The 22,891-nt window shown below is 59.9% G+C and carries 25 protein-coding genes; 24 read left to right on the forward strand and 1 reads right to left on the reverse strand.

Annotated elements, in window-relative coordinates:
* Positions 1-192 precede the first annotated feature (192 nt).
* From ACIPLA_RS11415 to ACIPLA_RS11495, 17 genes are all read left to right on the forward strand, one after another.
* Positions 193-681: a hypothetical protein gene (locus tag ACIPLA_RS11415; RefSeq protein WP_401173182.1), complete on the forward strand. Its 489-nt coding sequence runs from the start codon at positions 193-195 to the stop codon at positions 679-681.
* Positions 682-940: 259 nt separating this feature from the next.
* Complete coding sequence (locus tag ACIPLA_RS11420) at positions 941-1,288, forward strand: phage holin family protein (RefSeq protein WP_401173183.1); 348 nt, start codon at positions 941-943, stop codon at positions 1,286-1,288.
* A complete protein-coding gene (locus ACIPLA_RS11425; RefSeq protein WP_401173184.1) occupies positions 1,285-2,016 on the forward strand; it encodes a hypothetical protein in 732 nt (243 codons plus the stop codon). Before ACIPLA_RS11420 ends, ACIPLA_RS11425 begins: the two co-directional genes overlap by 4 nt.
* 190 nt (positions 2,017-2,206) lie before the next feature.
* Positions 2,207-2,704, forward strand: coding sequence for a hypothetical protein (locus ACIPLA_RS11430; protein WP_401173185.1), 498 nt, complete (start codon positions 2,207-2,209; stop codon positions 2,702-2,704).
* Positions 2,667-4,742, forward strand: a complete 2,076-nt coding sequence (locus ACIPLA_RS11435; RefSeq protein ID WP_401173186.1) for a phage terminase large subunit family protein — start codon at positions 2,667-2,669, stop codon at positions 4,740-4,742. Before ACIPLA_RS11430 ends, ACIPLA_RS11435 begins: the two co-directional genes overlap by 38 nt.
* Before the next feature lie 2 nt (positions 4,743-4,744).
* Positions 4,745-4,966 (forward strand): DUF6148 family protein, encoded by a 222-nt coding sequence (locus tag ACIPLA_RS11440; RefSeq protein ID WP_028939679.1) that lies wholly within the window; start codon positions 4,745-4,747, stop codon positions 4,964-4,966.
* A complete protein-coding gene (locus ACIPLA_RS11445) occupies positions 4,963-6,573 on the forward strand; it encodes a phage portal protein (RefSeq protein WP_401173187.1) in 1,611 nt (536 codons plus the stop codon). The genes ACIPLA_RS11440 and ACIPLA_RS11445 overlap by 4 nt, the downstream gene beginning before the upstream one ends.
* 2 nt (positions 6,574-6,575) lie before the next feature.
* Positions 6,576-7,928, forward strand: coding sequence for a S49 family peptidase (locus ACIPLA_RS11450; RefSeq protein WP_401173188.1), 1,353 nt, complete (start codon positions 6,576-6,578; stop codon positions 7,926-7,928).
* A gap of 42 nt (positions 7,929-7,970) precedes the next feature.
* Positions 7,971-8,384 carry a hypothetical protein gene (locus tag ACIPLA_RS11455; protein WP_401173189.1) on the forward strand — a complete coding sequence of 138 codons (414 nt, stop codon included), beginning with the start codon at positions 7,971-7,973 and terminating at the stop codon, positions 8,382-8,384.
* Positions 8,385-8,423: 39 nt separating this feature from the next.
* Entirely contained in the window at positions 8,424-9,368 is a 945-nt protein-coding gene (locus ACIPLA_RS11460; protein ID WP_401173190.1) for a Mu-like prophage major head subunit gpT family protein, read from the forward strand.
* A 34-nt stretch (positions 9,369-9,402) separates the two neighbouring features.
* Positions 9,403-9,645 carry a hypothetical protein gene (locus tag ACIPLA_RS11465; protein WP_401173191.1) on the forward strand — a complete coding sequence of 81 codons (243 nt, stop codon included), beginning with the start codon at positions 9,403-9,405 and terminating at the stop codon, positions 9,643-9,645.
* Positions 9,635-9,844, forward strand: coding sequence for a hypothetical protein (locus ACIPLA_RS11470; RefSeq protein ID WP_401173192.1), 210 nt, complete (start codon positions 9,635-9,637; stop codon positions 9,842-9,844). The genes ACIPLA_RS11465 and ACIPLA_RS11470 overlap by 11 nt, the downstream gene beginning before the upstream one ends.
* Entirely contained in the window at positions 9,837-10,124 is a 288-nt protein-coding gene (locus tag ACIPLA_RS11475; protein ID WP_401173193.1) for a hypothetical protein, read from the forward strand. Before ACIPLA_RS11470 ends, ACIPLA_RS11475 begins: the two co-directional genes overlap by 8 nt.
* Before the next feature lie 2 nt (positions 10,125-10,126).
* Positions 10,127-10,579 (forward strand): hypothetical protein, encoded by a 453-nt coding sequence (locus ACIPLA_RS11480; RefSeq protein ID WP_401173194.1) that lies wholly within the window; start codon positions 10,127-10,129, stop codon positions 10,577-10,579.
* A gap of 11 nt (positions 10,580-10,590) precedes the next feature.
* Entirely contained in the window at positions 10,591-11,346 is a 756-nt protein-coding gene (locus ACIPLA_RS11485; protein WP_401173195.1) for a hypothetical protein, read from the forward strand.
* Positions 11,343-11,693, forward strand: coding sequence for a hypothetical protein (locus tag ACIPLA_RS11490; RefSeq protein ID WP_401173196.1), 351 nt, complete (start codon positions 11,343-11,345; stop codon positions 11,691-11,693). The genes ACIPLA_RS11485 and ACIPLA_RS11490 overlap by 4 nt, the downstream gene beginning before the upstream one ends.
* 65 nt (positions 11,694-11,758) lie before the next feature.
* Positions 11,759-11,968 (forward strand): hypothetical protein, encoded by a 210-nt coding sequence (locus tag ACIPLA_RS11495; RefSeq protein WP_401173197.1) that lies wholly within the window; start codon positions 11,759-11,761, stop codon positions 11,966-11,968.
* Here ACIPLA_RS11495 and ACIPLA_RS11500 read toward each other — a convergent pair.
* Positions 11,957-12,622 (reverse strand): hypothetical protein, encoded by a 666-nt coding sequence (locus ACIPLA_RS11500; protein ID WP_401173198.1) that lies wholly within the window; start codon positions 12,620-12,622, stop codon positions 11,957-11,959. The two genes, ACIPLA_RS11495 and ACIPLA_RS11500, sit on opposite strands and share 12 nt — an antisense overlap.
* A 125-nt stretch (positions 12,623-12,747) precedes the next feature.
* Between ACIPLA_RS11500 and ACIPLA_RS11505 the strand changes: the two genes are divergently transcribed.
* From ACIPLA_RS11505 to ACIPLA_RS11535, 7 genes are read left to right on the forward strand one after another with little or no spacing between them, the layout of a single operon-like run.
* Entirely contained in the window at positions 12,748-15,507 is a 2,760-nt protein-coding gene (locus ACIPLA_RS11505) for a hypothetical protein (protein ID WP_401173199.1), read from the forward strand.
* An 8-nt stretch (positions 15,508-15,515) separates the two neighbouring features.
* Positions 15,516-16,166 carry a DUF2460 domain-containing protein gene (locus ACIPLA_RS11510; RefSeq protein WP_401173200.1) on the forward strand — a complete coding sequence of 217 codons (651 nt, stop codon included), beginning with the start codon at positions 15,516-15,518 and terminating at the stop codon, positions 16,164-16,166.
* Positions 16,163-17,026 (forward strand): DUF2163 domain-containing protein, encoded by an 864-nt coding sequence (locus ACIPLA_RS11515; RefSeq protein WP_401173201.1) that lies wholly within the window; start codon positions 16,163-16,165, stop codon positions 17,024-17,026. The genes ACIPLA_RS11510 and ACIPLA_RS11515 overlap by 4 nt, the downstream gene beginning before the upstream one ends.
* On the forward strand, positions 17,023-17,493 hold the full coding sequence (locus ACIPLA_RS11520) for an NlpC/P60 family protein (RefSeq protein WP_028939665.1): 471 nt from the start codon (positions 17,023-17,025) through the stop codon (positions 17,491-17,493). Before ACIPLA_RS11515 ends, ACIPLA_RS11520 begins: the two co-directional genes overlap by 4 nt.
* Positions 17,465-20,002 (forward strand): phage tail protein, encoded by a 2,538-nt coding sequence (locus ACIPLA_RS11525; protein ID WP_401173202.1) that lies wholly within the window; start codon positions 17,465-17,467, stop codon positions 20,000-20,002. The genes ACIPLA_RS11520 and ACIPLA_RS11525 overlap by 29 nt, the downstream gene beginning before the upstream one ends.
* A 12-nt stretch (positions 20,003-20,014) precedes the next feature.
* Entirely contained in the window at positions 20,015-22,126 is a 2,112-nt protein-coding gene (locus ACIPLA_RS11530) for a hypothetical protein (protein WP_401173203.1), read from the forward strand.
* The gene (locus ACIPLA_RS11535; protein ID WP_401173204.1) at positions 22,123-22,884 is read left to right on the forward strand and encodes a hypothetical protein; all 762 of its coding nucleotides are present in this window, start codon (positions 22,123-22,125) and stop codon (positions 22,882-22,884) included. The genes ACIPLA_RS11530 and ACIPLA_RS11535 overlap by 4 nt, the downstream gene beginning before the upstream one ends.
* Positions 22,885-22,891: the final 7 nt, after the last annotated feature.

Here is a 22,891-nt window from a genome sequence, read left to right on the forward strand (position 1 = left end):
CATGCATGACGTTATTCGTTCGGTTTCTGATGGATGATTTTTTTCTTCATGCGATGACGGAAATACCCAACAAACCCAACACACTCAACACAAACCAATCAAAACTATTGATTTATAAGGTTTTATCTGTGTTGGGTTTGTGTCGGGTTGGGTGTTTTTTGTGTCGGGTACGATTTGCAGGGGAGTGGGGCGATGATCGAGGAAGTTGAAGCGTTGATGCAGCATTGGGGCGCTCAGCACGGCCAGGTTGGCGACGGCGGCGGTTTGGGGAGTCCGATGGCGACAATTATGCAGTATGGCGGCTGCGCTCCCCGTGGTACTCCGGGGTCGCGAGATCTGATGATGTCGGCCGGTGGTGGTATGGATCATGCCAGTACCGAAGTTGCCGCTGCTGTTGCGCAGCTAGAACGGCAATCGGAGAAGGGCGCCCAGTTGGCTCTGTTGGCCCGCAATCGATACTTGGTTCAGCCTCCCATGACTGTGCGTGAGCAGCTTCGGTTGTTGCAGCTCGCCGAGGACGCTGACCGGACCTACAGGAACTGGGTGCATCGTTTGCATCAGCAGGTGTTGTTGATACTGACCGTTCGCAGCGCAACAACACGTGGGTGTGATCGTCGCAGTGGTACGGTGGAAACCAACTACACGCGGGCATCAATGAGCAGGCGAACGCGGGTCTGCTGATTGCCATTCGTCGATGTGGTTTGCCTCAAACATGAGTCAAAGTTGCGTCAAAGTTGCGTCGAGTCAAACAACCGAAAATGACCCCTTTTCGGTTTTTCCGGAGACGGGTAAAAAGTCCCCACGATGTGCGATTTGCGCCTGAGTCGCCGACTGAGCACGTGCTGTGCAGCTTCACCCGGCCTTCCCTAAGCCGGTCATCTAACCCCGCTTCGGCGGGGTTTTTATTTTCGGTGTACGGCGCAACCTATAAGGACAGAACATGACGAATGAGCAGCAAGCGCTGGCAGAGATGCCGATCTGGTTAGTGATCGTGCTGGCCCTGGTCGGTGGCGTGTCGGGCGAGATGTGGCGGGCCGACAAAGACGGTGCGCGAGGCTGGGCGTTGTTACGCCGCCTCGCCCTGCGGTCTGGCGCCTGTATCGTCTGCGGTGTATCAGCCATGATGCTGATGATCGGCGCCGGCATGTCGATCTGGACAGCCGGGGCCTTGGGTTGCCTGACCGCCATGGCCGGGGCAGATGTCGCCATCGGGTTGTACGAGCGATGGGCCGCCAAGCGCCTGGGCGTCAGCGAGACATCGGCAACTGGTGGCGAACAAGGGCAATGATGCGGCTGGAGATGCGCGACAACATCGACAAGATCGTGAAGGGCATGCGAGGGCTCAGCCGCAACAAGGTGCCCATTGCAGCGGCCAAGGCACTGACCTTCACCGCTGAGCGGGTGCAGATCGCAGAGAAAGCCGAGATAGCCCGGGTGTTTGATCGTCCCACTCGTTGGACGTTGAACTCGATCTATAAGCGAAGTGCCACAGCCACGCGGTTGTCCGCCCGCGTGTGGGTCAAGGACGAGGCCAGCTCGGGTGTTGCGGCCTCGAAGTACTTGCCGGTGCATATCGAGGGTGGCAATCGTCCGCACAAACGATTCGAGAAGGCGCTGATTCACTACGGCTTGATGCCAGCTGACATGTACGCAGTGCCAGGCAGACGCGCCCGAATGGATGGCAGCGGCAACATCAGTCGAGGGCAGATCGTTCAGATACTGTCGGCACTCGGTGCTGCTGAGCGTGTGTCAGGTTTCATGGCCAACCGCACGACTCGCAGTAAACGACGCAATCGCAATGCCCCCGACTACTTCGCTGGTCGCCCGGGCAACGGCACCGGCCCGTTGGGTATCTGGCAGCGCATCGGCAACGGTGCACGGCCCATCCTGATCTTCGTTAAGCGTCCGACCTACCGTCGTCGCTTCGACTTCTACGAGGTGGCCAACCGTGTCGCCGCTGCCGAGTTCGAACCGCTATTCCGCCGGGCATTGGCCCGCGAAATGGCTCGCGACTGAGGCCTTGGTGGACCTTTCAGCGTGTTTGCCCGGCTTTTGGCCGACTCAGGCACGGATCGAGGCCTCATCTCCTTTTTCAATGGGTCCTTTCGGCGACCTGGAGGAATGGGGTAATTCGAACCCCGATCTTTTTGCAGATTCAACCCGACATAGGGGGTTCCGCTTCCTAGTCCAGACCTTGGAGATGAGCATGCCAACACAGCGTGAAATCGCAGATCACCTGGACATGAGCGAGCGAAATGCTCGCGACGTGCTGAAGGGGATAGGCATCAGCGATTGGCAGTCATCCAGTTTGGACGTGATCCGGATCGCTTACATCCGCGACCTACGTGCGAAAGCGGCTGGGCGCGGAGGCAGCCAACTGGAAGAACTGAATGCGGTGCGGATCGATGAGGGGCGGGTCAAGGCAGCGAATGGTCGTCTGCTGTACCACGAAAAATTGCGGTCACTGATTCCCAGCATGGAAGCGGAACGCGTGCTGGCCGACTGGGCCGGCTTTGCCAACCGGGAATACCTGGGCGGCGTCGAACGACTTATTCAGGAAATCGAGAACGTGCAGAAACTCACGGTAGATCGATCTGTGGTGGCCAAAGTTGCTGGACCTACAACCGAGCGAATTGCAGGCTACGCGCGAAAACTTGGCGCGGAGCTTGTCGGCAGCAGCGGGGAAGTTCAACCCGCCGCGTGACGTACCGACAGCCGAGTACTTGAGCACCAAGTTTTACCTGCCCGCTGAAAGCGGGGTGCTGCATGGCCTCTATGACTTTCACTACACGCCCTATTTCCTCGGTGTTGCCGCCGCGCTGGACGATCCGCGTGTCAGCGAAGTGGACCTGATGAAGGCCGCGCAGATCGGCTGGACCTGGTTCCTGATCGGCTACCTGTTCAAGTTTGTCCAGTTCCTGCCTCGGCCAATCATGATCCTGTTTGCCAAGGAGAAGGACGGGAAGAACTTCCACGACGAAAAGCTCAAGCACGGGGTGACCGCGAACACCGAGATCAACAAGTTGATGCCGGTCGATACCAGCCGGACCTCCGGCAACCGGTGGGACCACAAAAGCTTCCCGGGTGGCTTCTTGAAGTTGGTGGCGTCGAACTCGCCCGGCAACGTCAAGTCGACCTCGTCCGTGGGGCTGTCGGTGGTCGAGGAACCGGACGACACCAGCGACGACGTGAAGGGGCAGGGTGACGCGATCGCCTTGCTCGAAGAGCGCGGCAAACGCTACCCCGGTTCGAAAATGCTGGTCGGCGGAACACCGGCGATCAAGGGGGCGAGCAAGACCGAAGCGCGTTTGGCGCAGACGGATTGCCGGGTATTGCCGATCATCTGTCACACCTGCGGCCAGGCCCATGTGTTGGACTTTGCTCACATCAAATACCTCGACATCGCCGAGGGGGCAGAGCCCCACGAAATCTATGGCCGTGCGGATCCTGAGACTGCCGGCTACGCCTGTCCGCACTGCGGTGAAATTTGGGACGACTACCAGCGCAAAGAGAACATCCGCAACACGGTGTTCAATGCGATCGAGGCGGGTGATCCGAACTGCGGCTGGGTACCGACCAAACCCTTTGCCGGGCGTGCCGGGTTCATCGAGCTGAACGAACTCTATGCCTGCCTGCCCGGTACCAGCCTGGCGGACATCGTGCGCGAACAACTCAACGCCGAGCACCGGGCGGAGATGGGGGACTTGTCGCTGCTGATCAAGTTCGTCAACCAGAAACAGGGTCGAGCTTACGAGTACAAATCGGATCTGCCCGAAGCCGACAAACTGGCGGAGCGGGCTGAAGACTATCCCGAACTGTTCGTGCCCATGGGCGGGTTGGTCCTGACGGCCGGCGTCGACGTCCAGCATGACCGGCTGGCAATCATCATCCGCGCGTGGGGCCGGGGCGAGGAGTCCTGGCTGGTTTATTGGGGCGAGATTCACGGTCAAGTGGTGTTGCCGGACCAGGGCGTTTGGCTTGACCTGGAGAAGCTGTTGTTTGCTCCGATTCCCCATGCCTGCGGCGCCAAGTTGAAGGTGCTGGCCGTCTCGCTGGACACCTCCGATGGCACCATCACCCAGGATGCCGCGTACGCATTTGTCCGTAAGCATCAGCAGCGTGGAGTGATGGCGATCAAGGGGGCGAGTGAGCGAGGCAACACCCGCGACGATGAGCGCAAGGAAATTTTCAGCGCGCCCCGGCAGGGGGTGGACACCGATAAGGAGCAAAAGGCCTCGAAGTACGGCCTGCGGCCTTACATCGTCGGCACGTCACGAGCCAAGGATCTGTGGATCGAAGGTCGGCTGCCGCTGACCGGCAATGGTCCTGGCCGAATGCACTTCTACAAGACGGTGCGGCCGGACTACTTCCGGCAGATCACCGCCGAAGTGAAGGCACCCAGTCGGCGGCATCACTACCGCAAAGTCTGGCAGAAGAAGGCCGGTGAGCCGAACGAAGGGACGGACTGCGAAACCTACGCGCTGCATGCGGCCCGGTCGTTGAAAACGCACCTGCTGAATGAACACGACTGGGCGGCGCTGGATGCGCAGATCCGGCAGGGCGGGTTGTTCGATTCGCCACCACCGGAACCCGAAGCTGAGCACGATCCCGAGCCCGCAACGGCACCGGAAAATCCGGCACCCACACCACCCGCTGAACCCAACGATCTCCCGCCTTCTGGCGGGAGAGTTGTTTCTGGGCGCCGCAGCGCAATGCGCGTGCTCTCTCAACGCAGGAATTAGACATGGCCATCACATTGGAACAAGCGCAGAACCAGCTGCAGGCCTGGCTCGACGCGAGCCTCAAGGTCAGCCAGAAACAGAGTTACCGTATCGGTACCCGCCAGCTCAATTACGCTGATGCGGCGGAGATCACCCGGATGATCGATTACTGGCAGGGGCAGGTTGATCGACTGTCCAGTGGCCGGCCTCGCGGCATTGTCCTGCGCGGGATCACACCGTTATGAGTCGCGCGCCGAAGGTGCCTGAGCCCACGTTGTTGGACCGGGCCATCAGTTGGTTCAGCCCCGAAAGCGGCGCCAAGCGTATGCAGGCGCGCATGACCATGACGGCGCTGGGTGGTTACAGCGGCGCCTCTAAACGCAAGCGCTCGCTCAGTGCCTGGCATGCGTCGGCTGGTAGTGCCGCCGCAGATCTGCTTCCGGATCTGCCGACGCTGCGGGAACGTTGCCGCGATCTGGAGCGTAACAACCCCATCGGCGGCGGTGCGATCAACACGGTCACCACCAAAACAGTGGGTACCGGCCTGGCACTCAAGTCGGTGGTCAATCGGCAGATCCTCGGTTGGGATGAAAATACCGCCCGCGAATGGCAGCGCAACACAGAGTCGTTGTTCAAGTCCTGGGCGGAAACCACGGCGTGCGACATCACCCGCGAACAAAATTTTTACGGGCTGCAGGATCTGGCCTGGCGTTCGGTGTTGAGCAGCGGTGACGTGTTTCCGCTGCTGACGCACAAGGAACGTCCGGGTCAGCATTATTCGGCGTGCATCCAGTTGATTGAGGCCGACCGGATCTGCAATCCGCAGGGCAAGGCCGACACGGAAACACTCACCGCCGGCATAGAACGAGACGCCGACGGCGAGCCGATCAAGGCGCACATCCTGCGCAGTCACCCTGGTGCTCTGGGTGTGAAAGAGCGGGTGTGGGATGAACGCCCATTCTTCAATGAGCGGGGTGGGCGGGCGTTGCTGCATTTGTACCGGCGTCGACGTGTGGGTCAACCGCGCGGCGTACCGTATCTCACTCCGGTGATCGAGAAACTCAAGCAGCTCGATCGCTACACCGATGCGGAGCTGGAAGCCGCCGTGGTGTCGGCGTTCTTCGCGGTGTTCATCAAGCCCGGGAACGGCGGCAATCTCAGCCCGCTGGCTTCAGCCGCGACCGGCAACACCCCGGTGGGCGGTGATCGCCCGGCCGGTCGTGAGTCGGGCGGCTGGGACGGTTCACTCAGTGGCGGCATCGTCGCCGAGCTGGACGATGGCGCCTCGATTGATACCGCCGCGCCGGGCCGTCCCAATCTGGCCTTTGATCCGTTCGTGTTGGCGATGCTGCGGCAGATCGGCATGGCCCTGGAGCTGCCGTATGAGGTGCTGATCAAGCACTTCACGGCCAGCTACACCGCCGCCCGTGCAGCGGTAATGGAAGCCTGGCAGTTCATCCGCGGTTGCCGCGACTTCCTTGGCAATGGCTTCTGTCAGCCGGTGTACGAGCACTGGCTGGAAGAAGCGGTCGCTCAAGGGGATGTCGATGCCCCCGGCTTTTTTGACCACCCGCTGTTGCGCTATGCCTACTGCGGCTCGTTGTGGGTCGGCGATGGTCCGGGGACGGTCGATCCGCTCAAGGACATCAACGCGGCCAAGGGGCGTGTCGATCTTGGCGTCAGCACGCTGGCCAAGGAATCGATGCTCTACGACGGCAGTGACTGGGAAGAAAACCACGAACAGCGCGCACTGGAAGTGAAGCGTCGGATGGAGGACGGCCTGTCGGCCACGCCGGCCTCACAGCCTGAAGATCAGCTGCCGCAAAACCCTGACTTATCCGAACGGACCTGACCATGACCGATAAACCAACCGACGCACCCCCCGTGCATCGGGTGACGGCGTTCGACCTGGTGTCGCGTGAACCCTGGGCCATTACCCCGGACATGCTCAACACCATTGCCGCCATCGCCCGGCGTGAACATGAAGGCCCCGAGGCGGTGGAGGCCCGTCAAGGTCGGCCCCTGCAGAACAGCCGCACGGTGACCCAGCGCGGCAACGTGGCGTTGGTGCCGGTCACCGGCCCGGTCTTTCGCTACGCCAACCTGTTCACCGCGTTGTCCGGCGCGACTTCGCTGGACGTTCTGGCGAAGGACTTCACCACGGCGGTGGATGACCCGCGAACCGAAAGCATCATCCTGGTGATGGACACGCCCGGCGGGCAGGCCAACGGCATTGCCGAGTTTGCGCAGATGATCCGCGCCTCTCCCAAACGGGTGGTCGCTTACGTCTCGGGCAATGCCGCCAGTGCGGGTTACTGGATGGCCTCGGCGGCGCACGAAATCGTCATGAGCCGCACCGGCGGCGTTGGCTCCATCGGCGCCGTGCTCAACATTCGTGCGAACAAGGATGACGGCAGCCTGGAGATTGTCAGCAGCCAGAGCCCCAACAAACGTCCGGACTTTACGACCGAGCAGGGCCGGGCGGTCGTGCAAAGCCATGTCGATCGATTGGCCGGCATCTTCATCGAGGACGTTGCGAGCTATCGCGGCGTGACCGTCGACGACGTCCTCGCCGATTTCGGCCAGGGCGACATGCGCATTGGTTCTGACGCCGTGGCGTTGGGCATGGCCGACCGCGAATCCACCCTGGAAAACCTAATTGCCGAACTCAATGGCAGCACTTTTGGAGATCGTTCCATGAGCACCACAACCACCAGCAAGCCCAACGACAGCGACAAGCCGCCGGTCATCGACCGCAACTACCTGGCCACCCACCATGCCGAGCTGCTCGCGACACTGGAGCACGACGCACACGCTGCCGGTGCCCGTGCAGAGTGCGATCGCATCAAGGGCGTCGAAGCCGCCGCGCTACCGGGTCACGAAGAGTTGATCGCCAGTCTCAAGTTCGATGGCGTCACCAGCGGGCCCGAGGCTTCTGCCCAGGTCATCGCGGCGGAGCGAGCCAAGCGTAGCAATGCCCTGGCCACGCTTCGCAGCGATGCCCCGGCGCCGGTCCCGAATGCCCCAGCACCCGCATCGGAACCGGTGGCAAAAACGGCTGAGGATCCAGATGCGCCGCTGGAAGAACGCGCCAAGGCGACTTGGGACAGTGACAAGGAAGTGCGTGCCGAATTCGGCACCTTCGAGGCCTATCACGGATATCGCCGGGCTGAGGACAAAGGCCTGATCAAGGTCTTGAAAAAGTAACTCGGCATTTAACCCTCACCCCCTCGGCTTTGGAGAACACCTATGCCTCTTACCCTCGACACCCCACGCTCCCATGAGATCGGGGATATCAACGAATTGCCCGTTGCAGCGGCCACGCAGATCTTCGAAGGCTCGGCGGTCGGGATCAACTCGGCGAACGGATTGGCTCGCCCCTTGGCCGCCGGTGATCTGTTTGCCGGTTTCGCTGATCGCAATGCCGACAACCGCCTGGGCGCAGCAGCTGCCCTGCGCGTGCGGCTACGTGAAGCCGGCAAGATCGAAGTGCCGATCACCGGGCTGGCCGTGACTGACATTGGCAAGCTGGTTTATGCCAGTGACAGCGGCACCTTTGCGCTCACCGCCGCCGGCAACAGTTTGATCGGCCATGTGCACCGTTTTGTCAGCGGTGGCGTGGGCATCGTCAAGTATGCCGCCCAGGCTATCCCGGCCGCGTAATCACGCGCCCATCCGTCACCTTCATCAGGAGAAACCCCCATGGGTGCTGAAGTACTTTCCAGCCGTGCCGTTATCGGCACTTTTTACGAACTGCTCGAGCAGAACACCGGGGCCAGCTGGATCGACTTCTTGTCGAACCTGTTCGATTCCGACCAGGCCAAAGAAACCTATCCGTGGATCGGTAGCGTTCCGACCTTGCGTGAGTGGATCGGTGGCCGTCATGCCAAAGGCTTCATTTCCGCTGATCTCGAAATCGAAAACCTGCACTTCGAAGCGACCATCGAAGTCCTGATCAAAGAGCTGCGCCGCGACAAAACCGGGCAGTTGCGCATCCGCCTTGGTGAACTGGCCGATCGCACCAACTCGCACTGGGCGCGGCTGCTGTCGGCGCTGATTCTCAACGGTGAAAGCCAGGTCTGCTACGACGGCCAGTACTTCTTCGATACCGATCATGAGGAAGGCAAAAGCGGGGTGCAGTCGAACAAGATCACTACCGACATCAGCGAACTGAGCGCCACGCTGCATGGCACTCCCAGCCGCCCGAGCCCTGAAGAGTTCCAGCAGGCGGTTGCCAAATCGGTCACCCAGTTGACCAGCCTGAAAGATGATCAGGGCGAGCCGATCAACGAACTGGCGCGTGAGTTTCTGGTGATGGTGCCCTTCAGCCTGCTGAGTGTGGCGCAGTCGGCATTGACAGTACCGCGCGGTACGAACATCAGCGAAATCGTCATGCCGGACAACGTCACCGTCCGTGTGATCGGCAATGTGCGCCTCAATGCCTGGACCGACAAATTCGTCACTTTCCGCACCGACGGGCGCCTGAAAGCGTTCATTCGTCAGCAGGAAACGGACGTGGTGATGAAGGCCAAGGCTGAGGGCTCGGAGTTCGAATTCGACAACGATGCTCACCAATACGGCGTCGATACCTGGCGCAACGTCGGGTTCGGTCGCTGGCAGTACGGCGTCCTGAACCAACTGGTGTAAGCCCTCAGGCTTTCATCCCACAGAGGACAACACCATGCCGAAATACCGTGTGGATCAGCCCATCACCCTGTATGGGGGGGAGCTGATTCTGACCGATGCTCAGGCCAGTGCGCGAGCGCACAGCCTGGAGCAGGTTAAAAAAGGGCGCTACACCATTGTGCAGCCAGTCCAGTTCAAGATCGGGGAGGAAATCGTGATCCCTGGCGAACCGGACAAAGCGCTGGCGCAGCGAGTGACCAAACTCGAACGAACGGCGGGGGCAACCAATGGCGAATAAATCCTACACCGTGCTATCCGGTTCCTTTCGCGACCATAACAACGAAGTGATTGGCGTCGGTGGCACTGTCGAATTGCCCGATGATGTGGCGGTCCGTTTTCGTCACCAGCTGCTGGAAATCAAACAGGATCCGGCGCCGGCCACGGTCGCTGCATCGGCCAAGTCCAGCGGAGCGGCCAAGGAGGGCCGTGATGTTTAACGAAGACCTGGCGGGCTTCCTCGAAGATTTTGATGCCGGCGGTTTGGTCGATGATCAGCCATTTCTGGCCGTTCGCGATATGCCAGACGAAATTCGGGCCATGGCCGGCATCAATAGCCAGTCCACCTATTACGAGATCCTGGTCATCACCGCCGAGGCCCAGCGGCTGGCCATCGACAACGGGAAAATGATCAAGGTCGGGGGCGTTTCTTTCCGGGTGCGTGACCGACTAATGATCGATGACGGGGCGTTCAGTCTCGTTTCACTCACCGAGATTTAATCATGCCTTCGATCCAAGAACGCATCGTCCAGCGGGCGCAGGCGCTGATTCTGGGCGCCAATACGTTGGCCGAAGATCGTGTGTTTCGAAGCCGGACCGAGGCATTCACGCGCAAACAAACACCCGCCATCGTGATCCGCCCGGATCTGGAAACCACCGAACGTGAGAGTCACACGGTGGATCGCAACCAGTTCGAGCTATCGGTGGAAATCCTCGCCCGTGAAGACACCGTGACCAGGAACGCATGGGATCAAGTTGCCGACCTGGTGAAGGTTGCCGTGCATACGGTGCTGGTGGGGGAGGACGCGTTTCCCGAAGCCGATCGCGTGCAGCGTTTCTACATCGACTGGATTGAAGAAGACGGTGACAACACCGCAGGCAACTGCATGGTGCGTTATCGCTTCACTTACTTGTGCAATGCCGGCGATCTGACGTCCGGTCCTACCTTTTACTGAGGAACACAACCATGCAAATTGCATTCGGCAGCGGGTTGTTTTACGCCACCCCGCTGATGGACGCCTTCGGCAACGCCATTTCCGCACCGACGCCGATCCTGCTGGGCATCATGCAGGAAGCGTCGGTCGACCTGTCTTTCGATTCCAAGGAGTTGTTTGGCAGTGAGCAGTTCGCGGTCGATGCGGCACGCGGCCAAGGCAAGCTGACGGGTAAGGCCAAATCGGCGCAGATCAGCTTGCTGCAGTGGAACCAGCTGGTGTTCGGCCAGACCCTGACCACCGGCCAGGTGCTGGTCCATCACGCCACGACCCCGACCGCTATTCCGGTCGGTACCGAGATCCTCGTGAACCCACCAGCCGGGGGCTCGCTCTCCGGTGATCTGGGGGTTCGTGGTGCCGGTGCGGTGCCTTTTGTGCGCGTGCTGAGTGCGCCGACCGCTGGCCAGTACACCTTCGATGTGGCGACCGGCACCTACGGATTCGCCGCGGCTGATGTCGCCACGCCGGTGTTTATCGACTATCGCTATACCGTGCAGACCGGTAAGAGTCTGTCGGTGCGCAATTTGCCGATGGGTGACATGCCGGTTTTCCAGGGCGAGTTGATCCTGAAGTACAAGGGCAAAAGCATTTATGTACGGGTGCCCAACTTTGTCAGCAACAAACTGGGCATCGCCACCAAGCAGGATGATTACACCATTCCGGACTTCGAATTCACCGGCTATGCCGATGAGTTTGGCGAGGTGTGCTACTGGAGTGCGAACGAATGAGCACCGTGAACATTCCTGGCATCAGTTATCCGTTTCCCGGTAAGCCGTTGGTGATTCCGCCGCTGTCGTTGGGTGACCTGGAGCAGCTGTTGGATCGGATCAATGCGATCGTGGCCGGCGGCATGGACCGGAGCAGCATTGCGACGGTGATCGACGCCACGCACGCGGCGCTTCGCCGTAACTACCCGGACATGCTCCGCGAGGAGGTGGCGGGTTTGCTGGATCTTCGCAACATGCGCGACGTACTCAACGCCGTGATGAGTGCATCCGGAATGGAGGCGCAGCCGGTGAATGAACAGGGGGAAGTCCCGGCCCCTTCGACTGGGGCCAACTCTATGCTCACCTGATTGCCAGTACCGGGCAAAGCCCCGTCACGCTACGGCGTGATTGGGACATGACAATGGTGGGGCACATGACCGACTACTGGCGTCACCATCCACCGGTTCATGTGCTCGTTGCCGGGTACATGGGATACAAACCGGAAGCCAACGTTACTGATGCGCCTGATCTGGAAACGAATCTCGCCGCGATTATCGAGGATTTACGAGACGACCTTCCGGCGCATTTGCGCGCGGCATTGGACGCGTTTACTCCTGCAGAATCCAGTCGACTAACTCAGTAGTGGAAAATGCTCTTCTGCAAGGATGCAGGTGTGCCCAAACCGCATACGAGAAGCAATGCCAGCGATCATTGAGCTCGACACTACTCCGTTCTCAATATGGCTAGACGCGACGAATAAATAGTCGGTGTATTCACGTACGTCACAAGGCACTCCCCCGGCATTCCGAACTGCCTGATAGCACTCCTTGCGTGTCCCATTCCTAAATGGACCAGTGAAGGCACAGAGCTTGTCTTGAATGTTTGGGGGGGTATCAGGGATGTCGAACAGCGCTTGATAAAGATTCCCCAGTAGCGGTGGGGGGGCAGTGATCAAGTGCGGCCAGCTAAGGTCAAAAATTGATTCGATATCGGGGTAAACCGATGAGATGAAGTGAATCAGATCTTTTTCTGATTCTGGATTCCACGGATCTTCGCTAATAGCTCTTTTGATTGCCGATAGAAGTTGCTTGTGTGGATAAATGGATGAAATTTTAGGATTTTGCTCAAACCAATCGACTATCTCCTTGGCTTTGGTCTGGTCAATGAAACCTTCGCTGAGCGTACCTAAAACTGCTTCGCTTATCGGATCAAAAAGATTGTCGTCTCGATCAAACCAGAGATTCCTCACTTTACGGATTCTCTGAATTTCAGCTTTGTCTGGTTTTGGTAGTGACATAACCGCTCCTTGGCTGGCTCGACAATCTCCTGACGCTACTACAAGGATTGTCCTGAGGTACATCACTTCTCTGAATTCAATACCGCTTCGGCGGTTTTTTTATAGCTACCTTTCTAGGTGTCGGCATGGATAAAAACATTGCGTACCAGTTCACTGCCGGTACCCAGGGTTTCGATCGGGCGGTGGATAGCATCGAGCGCAACATGCGTGACGCTCGAAGTACGTTCAATCGCGAACTCAAGGCGATCAACACCGACATGGTCGGCAGTCAGGTGCAGATCAGCCGTCTAGGGACTGCGGCCAATGATGCTTTCGCCTGGGTCGGTTCCAAACTCAAAGGTGACCTGTTGGCGTTGGGCGCCTCGATGGCAGCGGTTTTTTCGGCAGTGGCTATCAAGGACTTTGTGGCCGATAGCAAAGCGGCCGCCATCCAGCAGGAGGCCGCTTACCGGGGCTTGGAGGCGGTGGCCAATCATGCGGGTGTCGGTATCGGCCGGGCGATGCAGGAAGCGCAGAAGTTGTCCGCTGACGGTCTGCTCAGCGTGGGGGATGCCGCCAAAGCCCTGCAAAACTTGCTGAGTCGGGGATACAACCTGGATCAGTCGATCGCGGTCATCAACCGCCTGAAGGACGCGGCGGCCTTCAACCGGCAGGCCAATCTCGGTTTGTCCGAAGCGGTGTTAACGGCTACCGAGGGTCTGAAAAGCGAAAACTCGGTGCTGGTCGATAACGCGGGTGTGACAAAAAACGTCGCCAAGATGTGGGACGAGTACGCCAAAAGCATTGGCTCCACACGCGACAAATTGACCGCGTCCCAGAAGGTTCAGGCTGAATACACCGGCATCCTCAAGGAAACCGAAGCTCAGGTGGGTAATGCGGCGAAAGCCGCAAAAGGGCTCACCGGTAGCCAGGCCGAACTGAACGCCAAAAGCAACGAGCTGAAGGTCACGGTCGGTACCATCCTTGAGCCCGCGTTCATCAGCCTGAATAAAACCTTGGCCGAGACTGCGAGCTGGTTCAATGGCTTGCTCAAAAGCATGACCGGTGTGGGGTTAACGGTCGATGACGTCACCGGCAACATCGCCCGTCTTGAGGCTTCTTTGGCGAATTTCAAAGAAGGCCCGCGAGGCGGCGGTGCCAGGGGGCCGCTGGAAGGCACACTGCAAGAGCAACGTTTGCTCTTGGAGCAGCTGCAGTTGTCGTCGGACAAAATCGACGAAGTCGACGCGGGCATGAAGACGCGCCTGGCTCGCATTGAAGAGCAGCGGCGTAAAGTTGCCGCGATGGCAGCGACCGGTGATACCGCCTTGTCCACCAAGCAGCAAGCCCAGTTGCGTCCTACGACCTATGGTCTTGAAGTTAGTCGTCTGACCAAGCTCGAAGAGTCGTATGCCGCTGCCATTAAGCGGCGCAAGGAACTGCAAAAGGGCACCGAGCCACCGGCCAAGCCCGAGCCCGAAGTCAGCGACGGCGGTGCCACAAAGTCTCGGGTCAGTCAGTGGTCCGAGGTGCTGGACGCGCAGAAGGTCGCCCACGCACAGCAGCAGGCAGAGCAAGGCACCTACTACCAGTTTTCGCTTCAGCAAGAGGTGGAATACTGGCAGGGGATTCTCAAGCGCACGGACCTGAGTGCGTCCGAACGTCTCGGCGTTCGGCGCAACTACCTGGCTGCACTGACAGCCATGCGGCGTCAGGACGAGGGTAAAGCGTTCGCGGATCTACAGGCTCAGGCGCAGCAGTATCGCAACAACATGGATGCGCGATTGCTGATCGCCCAGCAAGCGTTGGAGCGCAGCCGGCAACTGTATGGCCAGGACAGTCAGGAGTATCGCCAGGCGGCGGCGGAAGTGGTCGCGATCGAGCGAGAGAAGCAACAGCAGATCTCGACGATGAAGCAGCAGCAACTGGCAGCCGATCAGCAGGCCCGGCTGGGCAATATCGCCCATGCCGAACAGATGGCCCAGCTGGACCTGCAAGCCAACCTGATCACCCAAGGGCAATTGCTGCAGGCGCAGGCCGAGTTCGAACAGCAGCGCTACGCCATTGAGGCGGCTGCATTGGCGCAGCGAAAAGCCTTGCTCGACCAAGACCCTGACCGCAACCCAGTTGCCCTGCAGCAGGTTCAGCAGCAGATACTGGCCCTGGAACAAACGCATCGCAACAGCATGGCAGTCATCGGCCGGCAGCAAACCCTGGAGTCGCAAAACAACTGGACTGGCATGCTCGGCAGTGTGCAGTCGAGTTGGACCAGCGGCCTCAATGGCATCCTGACTGGGACGATGAGCACTCAAGGATTGCTGCAGGGCATCTTCGGCAGCATCGGCACCGCGTTCATCGAGAACATGGTGACCAAGCCGTTGATGGCCTGGATGTTCGGTGAAACCGCCAAGACCGGCGCGACGGTGGCCGGCGTCGGTGTGCGGACAGCGGCAGAGGCGGGTGGTGCGGCAACGTCCGTGGCGATCTGGGGCGCGGCGACGATCAAGAACATCATTGCCAGTGCCTGGCAAGCGATGGCGGGTGCCTTCGCGGCCATGTCGGCCATTCCTATCATCGGTCCCGTGCTGGGTGTCGCTGCCGCTGCGGCGGCCGGCGCCTTCGTGTTTGGTTTGGTGAAAAACGTGGCGTCGGCCGAAGGCGGCTACGACATTCCGGCGGGTACCAACCCGATGACTCAGCTTCACGAACAGGAAATGGTTCTGCCCAAGCAGTACGCCAACGTCATCCGCCAGGCGGCGAATGGCGACGGGCAATTGGGGGGCGGCGGCACCTATCACTACAACGATTACAGCGGCCGGATGACGCCGGCAGACATCCGGCGCAATGCCCGGGCGTTTGCCGAAGAAATGCAAAAAATGCGGCGCAACGGTGCCATCAAGGCATAGGGGGAATCATGCCATTAGGTCCGTTCTGGCCACCACGCTGGATAGCCAGCTATCCGGATGTGGGAGTAGTCAAAGAAGGTGTTTTGCCGCGTATGCCGGGGCAAACATTGCTGTCGAAAAAGGCTCCGGAGTGGAGCACGGGGGTGCAAAAGGCGGTTAGCGGCCGACGTCGCACTACTGCTTATTACTCGGCGCCCTTGTGGTCATTCCAGATCAGTTACAACGCGGTGCGCAAGCGGCCGGGGCTGGATGAGTGGTCGCGCCTGGTGGACTTTTTCAACAGTCGCAAAGGGCAGTTTGGCGAGTTCCTGTACTTCGATCGCTCCGACCACCTGGTGAGACTGCATCGGTTCGGTACCGGCGACGGCACCACCGTACGGTTTCAGCTGTCCCGCCCCATCGGTGGCTGGATCGAGCCGGTGTATGGCGTCGTCAACATTGATGCGCTGACGGTGGGTGGCGTTCTGACGGCGGCGTACAGCGTCGACGAGCTCGGCCTGGTCACTTTTGCCGTGCCGCCGCCGAACGGAGCGTCATTGGTGTGGAGCGGCGCGTTTTATTTTCGCTGCGCCTTTGATGCTGATTCGCTGGATGGCGCTCAGCCTTTCCGGACGATTTGGGAAATGAAAAACGTCGCCTTTACGAGTATCAAACCATGATCGATGCCAGTCCAGAGTTGAAGCAGTTCCTGGCCACAGCACGCAGCTTCGTGATGGCCGACCTGTACACGATTGTCTTGGCCAGCGGACAGGTGCTGCGCTACACCGATGCGGGCCTGCAGATTTACTACGCCGGGCAGAACTACTCGGCCAGTGGTCCGCTGATCAAACGCACCGGCGTGCGTGCGGTGCGCGGCATCGAGGTGGATACCTTGAACGTTACCTTTACCGCCGGCCTGAACGACACAGTACTGGGGGAGTCGGTGCTGCCGTTCATTGCCGGTGGTGGGTTTGATGGCGCTACGTTGAATCTCGCCCGGGCGTTCATGGTGGACTGGGGCAAGCCGGTGGTTGGAGCGGTGACACGCTTCATTGGCCGGGTGGCCGAGGTTGATCCCGCGGATCGCGAGCAAGCAACCGTGACAGTCAAGTCGCCGATGGAACTGCTGGACACCAAAGTCCCTCGGGGTGTGTATCAGCCATCGTGTCTGCGCACGGTGTACAGCGCCGATTGCGGTGTTAATCGGGCGTTGTTCCAAACGGCGGGAGTGGTCCAGGCCGGCAGCAACACCGCGTTGCGCATCAATTCCAACGTGATGGCGGATCAAGGCTGGTTCGACCAGGGGGTGATTCGCTTCGTCAACGGGGCGAACGCCGGTGTGGCCCGCACGGTGCGTCGGCAGACCGCAGACGGCGCGATCACGATGATCCTCGGCGTGCCTGCTGTGCCCGTCCCGGGCGACCAGTTTCTGATTTATCCGGGCTGTCCGCGCACGCTGGATGCCTGCACCAACAAGTTCGGCAATCGCGCGCGTTATCGCGGCATGCCCTTCATCCCAGTCGCGGAGACGTCCATATGAACGCGCTTGAAGCTCAGCAGCGGGCGGCCGTGGTGGCCGAGGCAGAACGCTGGCTGCGCACACCGTACCAGCACCGTCAGCACTTGCTGGGTGTCGGTGTCGACTGTGCCTGGCTGCTGATCGAGGTCTACAACGCGGTTGGACTGATGCCCTTGATCGACCCCGGACCTTATGCCCAGGACTGGCACCTGCACCGCAGTGAGGAACGCTACCTGGACTGGCTCGACCGGTACGGTCACCCGGTGGAAACACCACAACGCGGAGACATGGCGGTGTGGCGTTTCGGCCGCACCTACAGTCACGGCGCGGTGGTGATCGATGAACACCGGGTTATCCATGCCTACCGCGATATAGGCGTGGAATACGCAGACATGCGCGAGGAACGGCTGGCCAGCCAGCTGGTGCGTTATTACACACTCAATCTATATGGAGTCAGCGATGGGGGGCAGCAGCACCACGATCTCTAACAGCGCTACGCGCATCAATGCGCTGCAAGTCCAGAGCAGCGCGAGCGGCAAACCGATCGCCTGGCTCGCCGGGCGTAATCGCATCAGTCCCAACCTGATTTACTACACCGACTTTGAATCCGTGGCGAAGACCACGAAGAAAAAGTCGGGCGGCAAGGGTGGTGGCGGAGCGACCCAAAAAGACACCACCTACACCTACTACGCGGCGCTGATCCTCGCAATTGGTCGCGGAACGTTGGGGGCTGTTCACCGCATTTTCCGCGACAAGGAAGTGTTCACGGAAACGGTCATAAAAGGTGTGACCCAGTCGGCCTTGGCTCAGGCCGGTTTCAGTTTTGCGCAGGGTACCCGTGACCAGCCGGTGTGGGGCTTTCTTCAAACCAAGCATCCAGCCGAGGCCATCGCCTACGCGGACACGGCCTATGTGTATGCCAGTCGGTATCTGCTCAACGATAGCGCTGGGGTGCAGAATCACACGTTCGAAGTCGATGGTCCCTATCAAGTACCGGGGCTGCCGGACGCCAATCCCGGGGAGTTCTTGCCAGGACTACTGCTCGACCCTCTGGACGGTATCGGATTTAACCCGGCGTGGATTGCCGACCTGAGCAACTATCGCAATTACTGCCTGGCTGAAAACCTGTTGTTGAGTCCTGTGCTCGACGAACAGTCACCGGCCAGTGAGGCGATCGCCCGTTGGCTACAGCTGACCAACAGCGAACTGGTCTGGTCGGCGGGTCAGCTCAAGGTCATTCCCTATGGCGATCAGGCAGTCACCGGCAACGGCGTGTCCTGGTTTCCGGATGTCGCGCCAGTGGCGAACCTGACCGATGACGATTTTCTGGCCGAGGAGGGTGAGCCACCGGTCTCACTCAAGATCAAGAGTCAGGCGGACAGCTACAACGAAGTCTCGCTGGAGATTCTCGATCGCGCTCACGAGTACAACACCGACGTGGTGCGTGGCACCGATCAGGCGGCCATCGAGCAGTTCGGCTCGCGACCGATGGAGACGATCAAGGCCTATGAGATTTGCGATGTAGCGATCGGCGCGCACGCCGCGCAGCTGCTGGTTCAACGCAAGCTTTACGTGCGCAATGAATACCAGTTCTCGCTGGGCTGGCAGCATGTGCTGCTGGAACCGATGGACCTGGTCACCATCACCGAGCCGGGATTGAATTTGCATCAGCGTTTAGTGCGCTTGATCTCGGTCGAGGAGGACGAAGAGGGCAAGTTGGCCGTGGTGGCCGAGGATGCATTGTTGGGTGTCGGCAGTGCGCCGAAGTATCCAGTGCAAAGCAAGAGCGGCTTTCAAAGCAATCAGAACATCGCACCCGGTCCGGTCTTGGCGCCGATCATGTTCAACCCGCCGGAAAGCCTGTTGCTCGCCGGTGAGTTGCAAGTGTGGGGTGCTGTGGCCGGTGCGAGCCCCAGCTGGGGTGGTTGCGAGATCTGGATCAGTGCCGACGGCGACAGTTATCGGATGGCCGAAACCATTTATGGCCGGGCGCGTATGGGCAGGCTCTCCGCGACGTTGGCTGCCGGTAGCGATCCGGACACGGCCAATGCCTTGTCCGTGCAACTGGCGGCTACGGATGAACTGACGGCCGCGACCACCGCTGAGGCAGACAGTGGCGCCACCTTGTGCTGGGTGGACGGGGAACTGCTCAGCTACCGCGATGCAACGCTGACCGGCGTGGGGGCTTATCAGTTGGGCTACCTGCGACGTGGTCGGCTCAGCTCGCCGGTGGCCAGCCATCCGGCCGGTTCACCCTTCGTGCGCTTGGACGATGCGGTCTGGAAATACAGCTATGCCCGGGATCAGATCGGCAGAACCGTGTGGGTGAAGTTCCGCTCGTTCAACGTGTATGGCCGGGCGCTGGAGAATCTGGCGGACGTCACGGCGTACAGCGTCACCTTGTCGCCCGCGCGGGTGGTACCGGCTTCGGCGCAGAACCTGGCGTCGGTCGGCTCATTCGAAGCGCCGTACTTCACCGTCAGTTGGACGGCAGGGGCGCGTGCCGAAGATCGGCTGGTACGGATCCGCAACGCAGGCAGCAATGCGCTGCTGCGTCAGGTGTCGACGACCAGCACCGCCTTCACCTATCAACGTGCCGATGCCTTGGTCGACGGCGCGTTGATACGCAGTTATCGCGTGGAGATCATCGAGCGAAACGCTGCCGGCAGCGCACCGTTGACGTCGGTGTTGGTGACCAATACGGCGCCGCCGACCGTGACCGGTACTGTTGCGACAGTCAGCGGCACCACAGTTGATGTGAGTTGCGACGAAAGCACTGCAGCAGACGCTGCTGGTTATGTGTTCGTGTACTCCACGTTCGCTGATTTCGATCCGACCATCGCAGGGGCTGTTGGATATCAGGGTTCGTCCCGTTCCGGGGAGATTGCCGGCTTGATCGTCGGTACCACGTACTACCTGCGTGCTGCTGCCTATGACACCTGGAGCAGCACACGCAACCAGCTCAACTTCGCTCCGGCGATCACCTTTAACACCTGATAGAGAGCCACCATGCAACCCATTCAATTCTTTGCCGCAAGGGCCGAGGACGGCGTCCTATTGCCTGGAGCGACGGTGCGTGTGCTTGTGTCAGGGACTCAGACGCTGGCCACCTTGTTCACCGACGCGACGGCGTCCGTGATTCAGGGCAACCCATTTAGTGCCGATGCAGCAGCCCGGGTGTTCTTCTATACGAAGGTCGACCGGATTGATATTCAGATCAGCTACGGGGGTTACCAAGCACCCTTGCTGCGTGAGATCCACACGGTGGATGCCGCCGACGTGGTGGACGCCGAGGTTGGAAGGCTTCGGTTAGAACTCACCGATGGGAAAATCTACCCCAGCGAGGCGGCAGGTCGAGCCAGTGCTACCGTTCTCAATGGGATGATGTTCTGGGCCGCCAGTACCGATCCACGGATTCTGCGAACATTGTGGCAGAAGGTGGATAGCGCTACTTCGCTGCATGTCTCCGATGATGTCAGTAAGAAAGTCGTCGATGACCTTTCCAGCAGGGCTGATCGTGACGATGCGCTCGGGTTTTACCGGGACGGCGTGTCGGATTTCGCCTTTCCGATCGTAGACCCCTCGGGAAAGGTCGTGGGCTTTTTGGGGAACGGAGGAGTGTTTGCCACTCACCTTGAGGTGCCCTCCATGGCCGCGGTCCCTTCTAGGGATGGACCGTCGGGAATCCCCATTATTCAATCGCTGGTCGATCGCAAGAACGGCATCACGTTCAACCCCGATGACGGCCGGACTGATCTGTTGCTATCCGACAATGCGATTCGGTTTGTCGCGCAGAACCTGAGCGGCGTCTCGACCTACCTGCCGCTCACGGAGATGCGCGGCTCCTATGCGGTGTCTTCGGTTCGGCGAACCACAGCGTTCAATATCGCCGCGATTCAGGACCGCAGTGGTCAATCGTATGACGGTAAGCAAAGGGCCACAGGCTCTTACGACACCATCGTGATCGATCGCAAGGCGCCGATGCGATTCCGGGGAATGATCGGGCAGTCAAATTCTTTGGGGGCATCCAGCCCTGGCATCCTCGAAGGTCGGCCGTTGTTTCCTCATACGGTATTGTCGTTTGACGGCCGTTTTTTTATGCAGGGATCAAATGGGCTGGTGAACGGGGAAACCTTGACCGATCTGGTGCCGCTGTACGATTCGGCCGCCGGCCTCGGTCAATGGCCGGCGGCCCTGGCGGCGTTCGCCTCCGCGCAGGCGTGGGCAGACGCTGGCCTTCCTCAGGTCGGCCAAGTCGTGGCGACGGCAGGCCAAGGCGATCAGCCGGCCGCTAGTTTTTTATCCGGTACGGTGAACTGGATCAATTTGATGACCTTCGCCAATCGCGCCAAGGTCTGCGCCGCCCTCTACGGGCGCACCATTGAATGCCGACACCTGACCTACATTCAGGGTGAAAAGTCGGATAACTGGTACGCCGATTTCAATACCTTTGCCGACACGGTCATCCCTGCACTGAAGACCCAGCTCGGCCAGACTAGCCTGATGGAGATTGCCCTGTGGCAGACCGTCGGCGTGTCACCGGATAACGGTGTCGGCCAACTGCAGATTGCTACAGCGGATGCGCGGACTGATGTGAAGCTCTTCGGCCCGATGTACATGCTGCCAGTCAGTGATCTTCAGCATGCCAATGCCTTGGGCAAGATGTTGATGGCCGATATCCATGCGGCAGTGGAGGTTCAGATCGAACTGGGCAGGACGTGGAAACCCCTGCGGATGCGCAGCGCTGTGCGGGTCGGTACGACCGTTACCCTCACGGTGGACTTGCCGCCCGGGACCACCAGCACTGCCAAAGATCAGGACTGGCTGCCGCAGGTCACTCAGGATGGCTTTGTGTTCCGCGACAGCAACGGCGCTACCGCCATCACCGCCATTGTGTATGCCGGGGCCACCATCACCTTGACCCTGGCGGCTGTGCCAACTGGGGGCAGTCCGGTTGTTCGGTACGCAATGGATTACGGCCTAGGGGCTGGCTACTACTCCATGGCAGGTAACGCCATTGCCATGACCGAGACACCATCTTTTTACCATCGCCTGGGGCATCCAGTACCGAAGTTCATTCGGCATAACCTCTTGCGTCAACAAATAGGAGTCACCGTATGAGCATCGCTGGAATCCGGATCAATCAACCTTTTAACAACGATGCGTTGAGCGTGGGCGGCTCGCGGGCTGAAGCGCTCATTGGCGATGTTCACCTGGTTAACTGGTTCCAGGCGGATCCCCGTAGCGTGGACCTGGACGGTGCCGAAATCATTTCCTTTACGGACAAAAAGGGTACGGGGGCCAAGTTCACTCGGGCGACTTCGGCCAACTCGGCGACGCTGGTCAACGGCTTGTTTGGAATCTACCCGGGGGCCAGGTTCAACGCGTCGGAATCCGACAAGTCGGTATTCTCTGGGGCTGCTGCCAATCTATCGCTGCCGTTTACCTGGGCCGGTGTGGCGACACTCAACAATAATACGGCTGCCGCCAACCTGATGGGCACCTTTACCAGCACCACGGTCCGATCGATTCTGAACGTATCCGGGGGTGCGGCGGCGATGCGTCTGCAATTTGGCACGGTGAGTACCGGCGCACTCGCCATTCCCATTGGGGAGCCTTTCGCCTTCGCCGCTGGATTTGATGGCACCAACATCTTCTTGATGGTCAATGGTGCGGTGAGCGTTGTCGCGGCGGCCGGCGCTCCCAGTATGTCGGCCTTGAGCCTTGGTGCGTTGCCTGGAGGAGGGCAGTTCTGGGACGGTAATGTGTCCGACATTTTTATCTGTGATATCGCCTTGAACAGCTCGGCTCCTGCAGCCACCGCGTTGCTCAGCAAGATTCGAGGCTTCACCCAAAGGGCCTATGGCCTAAGTGCCTGATCAATTC

The organism is Pseudomonas sp. NPDC086112 (assembly GCF_044746425.1).
GTDB lineage: Bacteria > Pseudomonadota > Gammaproteobacteria > Pseudomonadales > Pseudomonadaceae > Aquipseudomonas.

Excerpts from the sequence above, each read along its gene's own strand:
- ACIPLA_RS11455 (WP_401173189.1), top strand. The coding sequence starts at position 7,971 with ATGCCTCTTACCCTCGACACCCCACGCTCCCATGAGATCGGGGATATC.
- ACIPLA_RS11460 (WP_401173190.1), top strand. The coding sequence starts at position 8,424 with ATGGGTGCTGAAGTACTTTCCAGCCGTGCCGTTATCGGCACTTTTTAC.
- ACIPLA_RS11465 (WP_401173191.1), top strand. The coding sequence starts at position 9,403 with ATGCCGAAATACCGTGTGGATCAGCCCATCACCCTGTATGGGGGGGAG.
- ACIPLA_RS11450 (WP_401173188.1), top strand. The coding sequence starts at position 6,576 with ATGACCGATAAACCAACCGACGCACCCCCCGTGCATCGGGTGACGGCG.
- ACIPLA_RS11475 (WP_401173193.1), top strand. The coding sequence starts at position 9,837 with ATGTTTAACGAAGACCTGGCGGGCTTCCTCGAAGATTTTGATGCCGGC.
- ACIPLA_RS11425 (WP_401173184.1), top strand. The coding sequence starts at position 1,285 with ATGATGCGGCTGGAGATGCGCGACAACATCGACAAGATCGTGAAGGGC.
- ACIPLA_RS11495 (WP_401173197.1), top strand. The coding sequence starts at position 11,759 with ATGACCGACTACTGGCGTCACCATCCACCGGTTCATGTGCTCGTTGCC.
- ACIPLA_RS11490 (WP_401173196.1), top strand. The coding sequence starts at position 11,343 with ATGAGCACCGTGAACATTCCTGGCATCAGTTATCCGTTTCCCGGTAAG.
- ACIPLA_RS11510 (WP_401173200.1), top strand. The coding sequence starts at position 15,516 with ATGCCATTAGGTCCGTTCTGGCCACCACGCTGGATAGCCAGCTATCCG.
- ACIPLA_RS11535 (WP_401173204.1), top strand. The coding sequence starts at position 22,123 with ATGAGCATCGCTGGAATCCGGATCAATCAACCTTTTAACAACGATGCG.
- ACIPLA_RS11440 (WP_028939679.1), top strand. The coding sequence starts at position 4,745 with ATGGCCATCACATTGGAACAAGCGCAGAACCAGCTGCAGGCCTGGCTC.
- ACIPLA_RS11530 (WP_401173203.1), top strand. The coding sequence starts at position 20,015 with ATGCAACCCATTCAATTCTTTGCCGCAAGGGCCGAGGACGGCGTCCTA.
- ACIPLA_RS11505 (WP_401173199.1), top strand. The coding sequence starts at position 12,748 with ATGGATAAAAACATTGCGTACCAGTTCACTGCCGGTACCCAGGGTTTC.
- ACIPLA_RS11420 (WP_401173183.1), top strand. The coding sequence starts at position 941 with ATGACGAATGAGCAGCAAGCGCTGGCAGAGATGCCGATCTGGTTAGTG.
- ACIPLA_RS11415 (WP_401173182.1), top strand. The coding sequence starts at position 193 with ATGATCGAGGAAGTTGAAGCGTTGATGCAGCATTGGGGCGCTCAGCAC.
- ACIPLA_RS11515 (WP_401173201.1), top strand. The coding sequence starts at position 16,163 with ATGATCGATGCCAGTCCAGAGTTGAAGCAGTTCCTGGCCACAGCACGC.
- ACIPLA_RS11485 (WP_401173195.1), top strand. The coding sequence starts at position 10,591 with ATGCAAATTGCATTCGGCAGCGGGTTGTTTTACGCCACCCCGCTGATG.
- ACIPLA_RS11430 (WP_401173185.1), top strand. The coding sequence starts at position 2,207 with ATGCCAACACAGCGTGAAATCGCAGATCACCTGGACATGAGCGAGCGA.
- ACIPLA_RS11525 (WP_401173202.1), top strand. The coding sequence starts at position 17,465 with ATGGGGGGCAGCAGCACCACGATCTCTAACAGCGCTACGCGCATCAAT.
- ACIPLA_RS11480 (WP_401173194.1), top strand. The coding sequence starts at position 10,127 with ATGCCTTCGATCCAAGAACGCATCGTCCAGCGGGCGCAGGCGCTGATT.
- ACIPLA_RS11470 (WP_401173192.1), top strand. The coding sequence starts at position 9,635 with ATGGCGAATAAATCCTACACCGTGCTATCCGGTTCCTTTCGCGACCAT.
- ACIPLA_RS11520 (WP_028939665.1), top strand. The coding sequence starts at position 17,023 with ATGAACGCGCTTGAAGCTCAGCAGCGGGCGGCCGTGGTGGCCGAGGCA.
- ACIPLA_RS11500 (WP_401173198.1), bottom strand. The coding sequence starts at position 12,622 with ATGTCACTACCAAAACCAGACAAAGCTGAAATTCAGAGAATCCGTAAA.
- ACIPLA_RS11445 (WP_401173187.1), top strand. The coding sequence starts at position 4,963 with ATGAGTCGCGCGCCGAAGGTGCCTGAGCCCACGTTGTTGGACCGGGCC.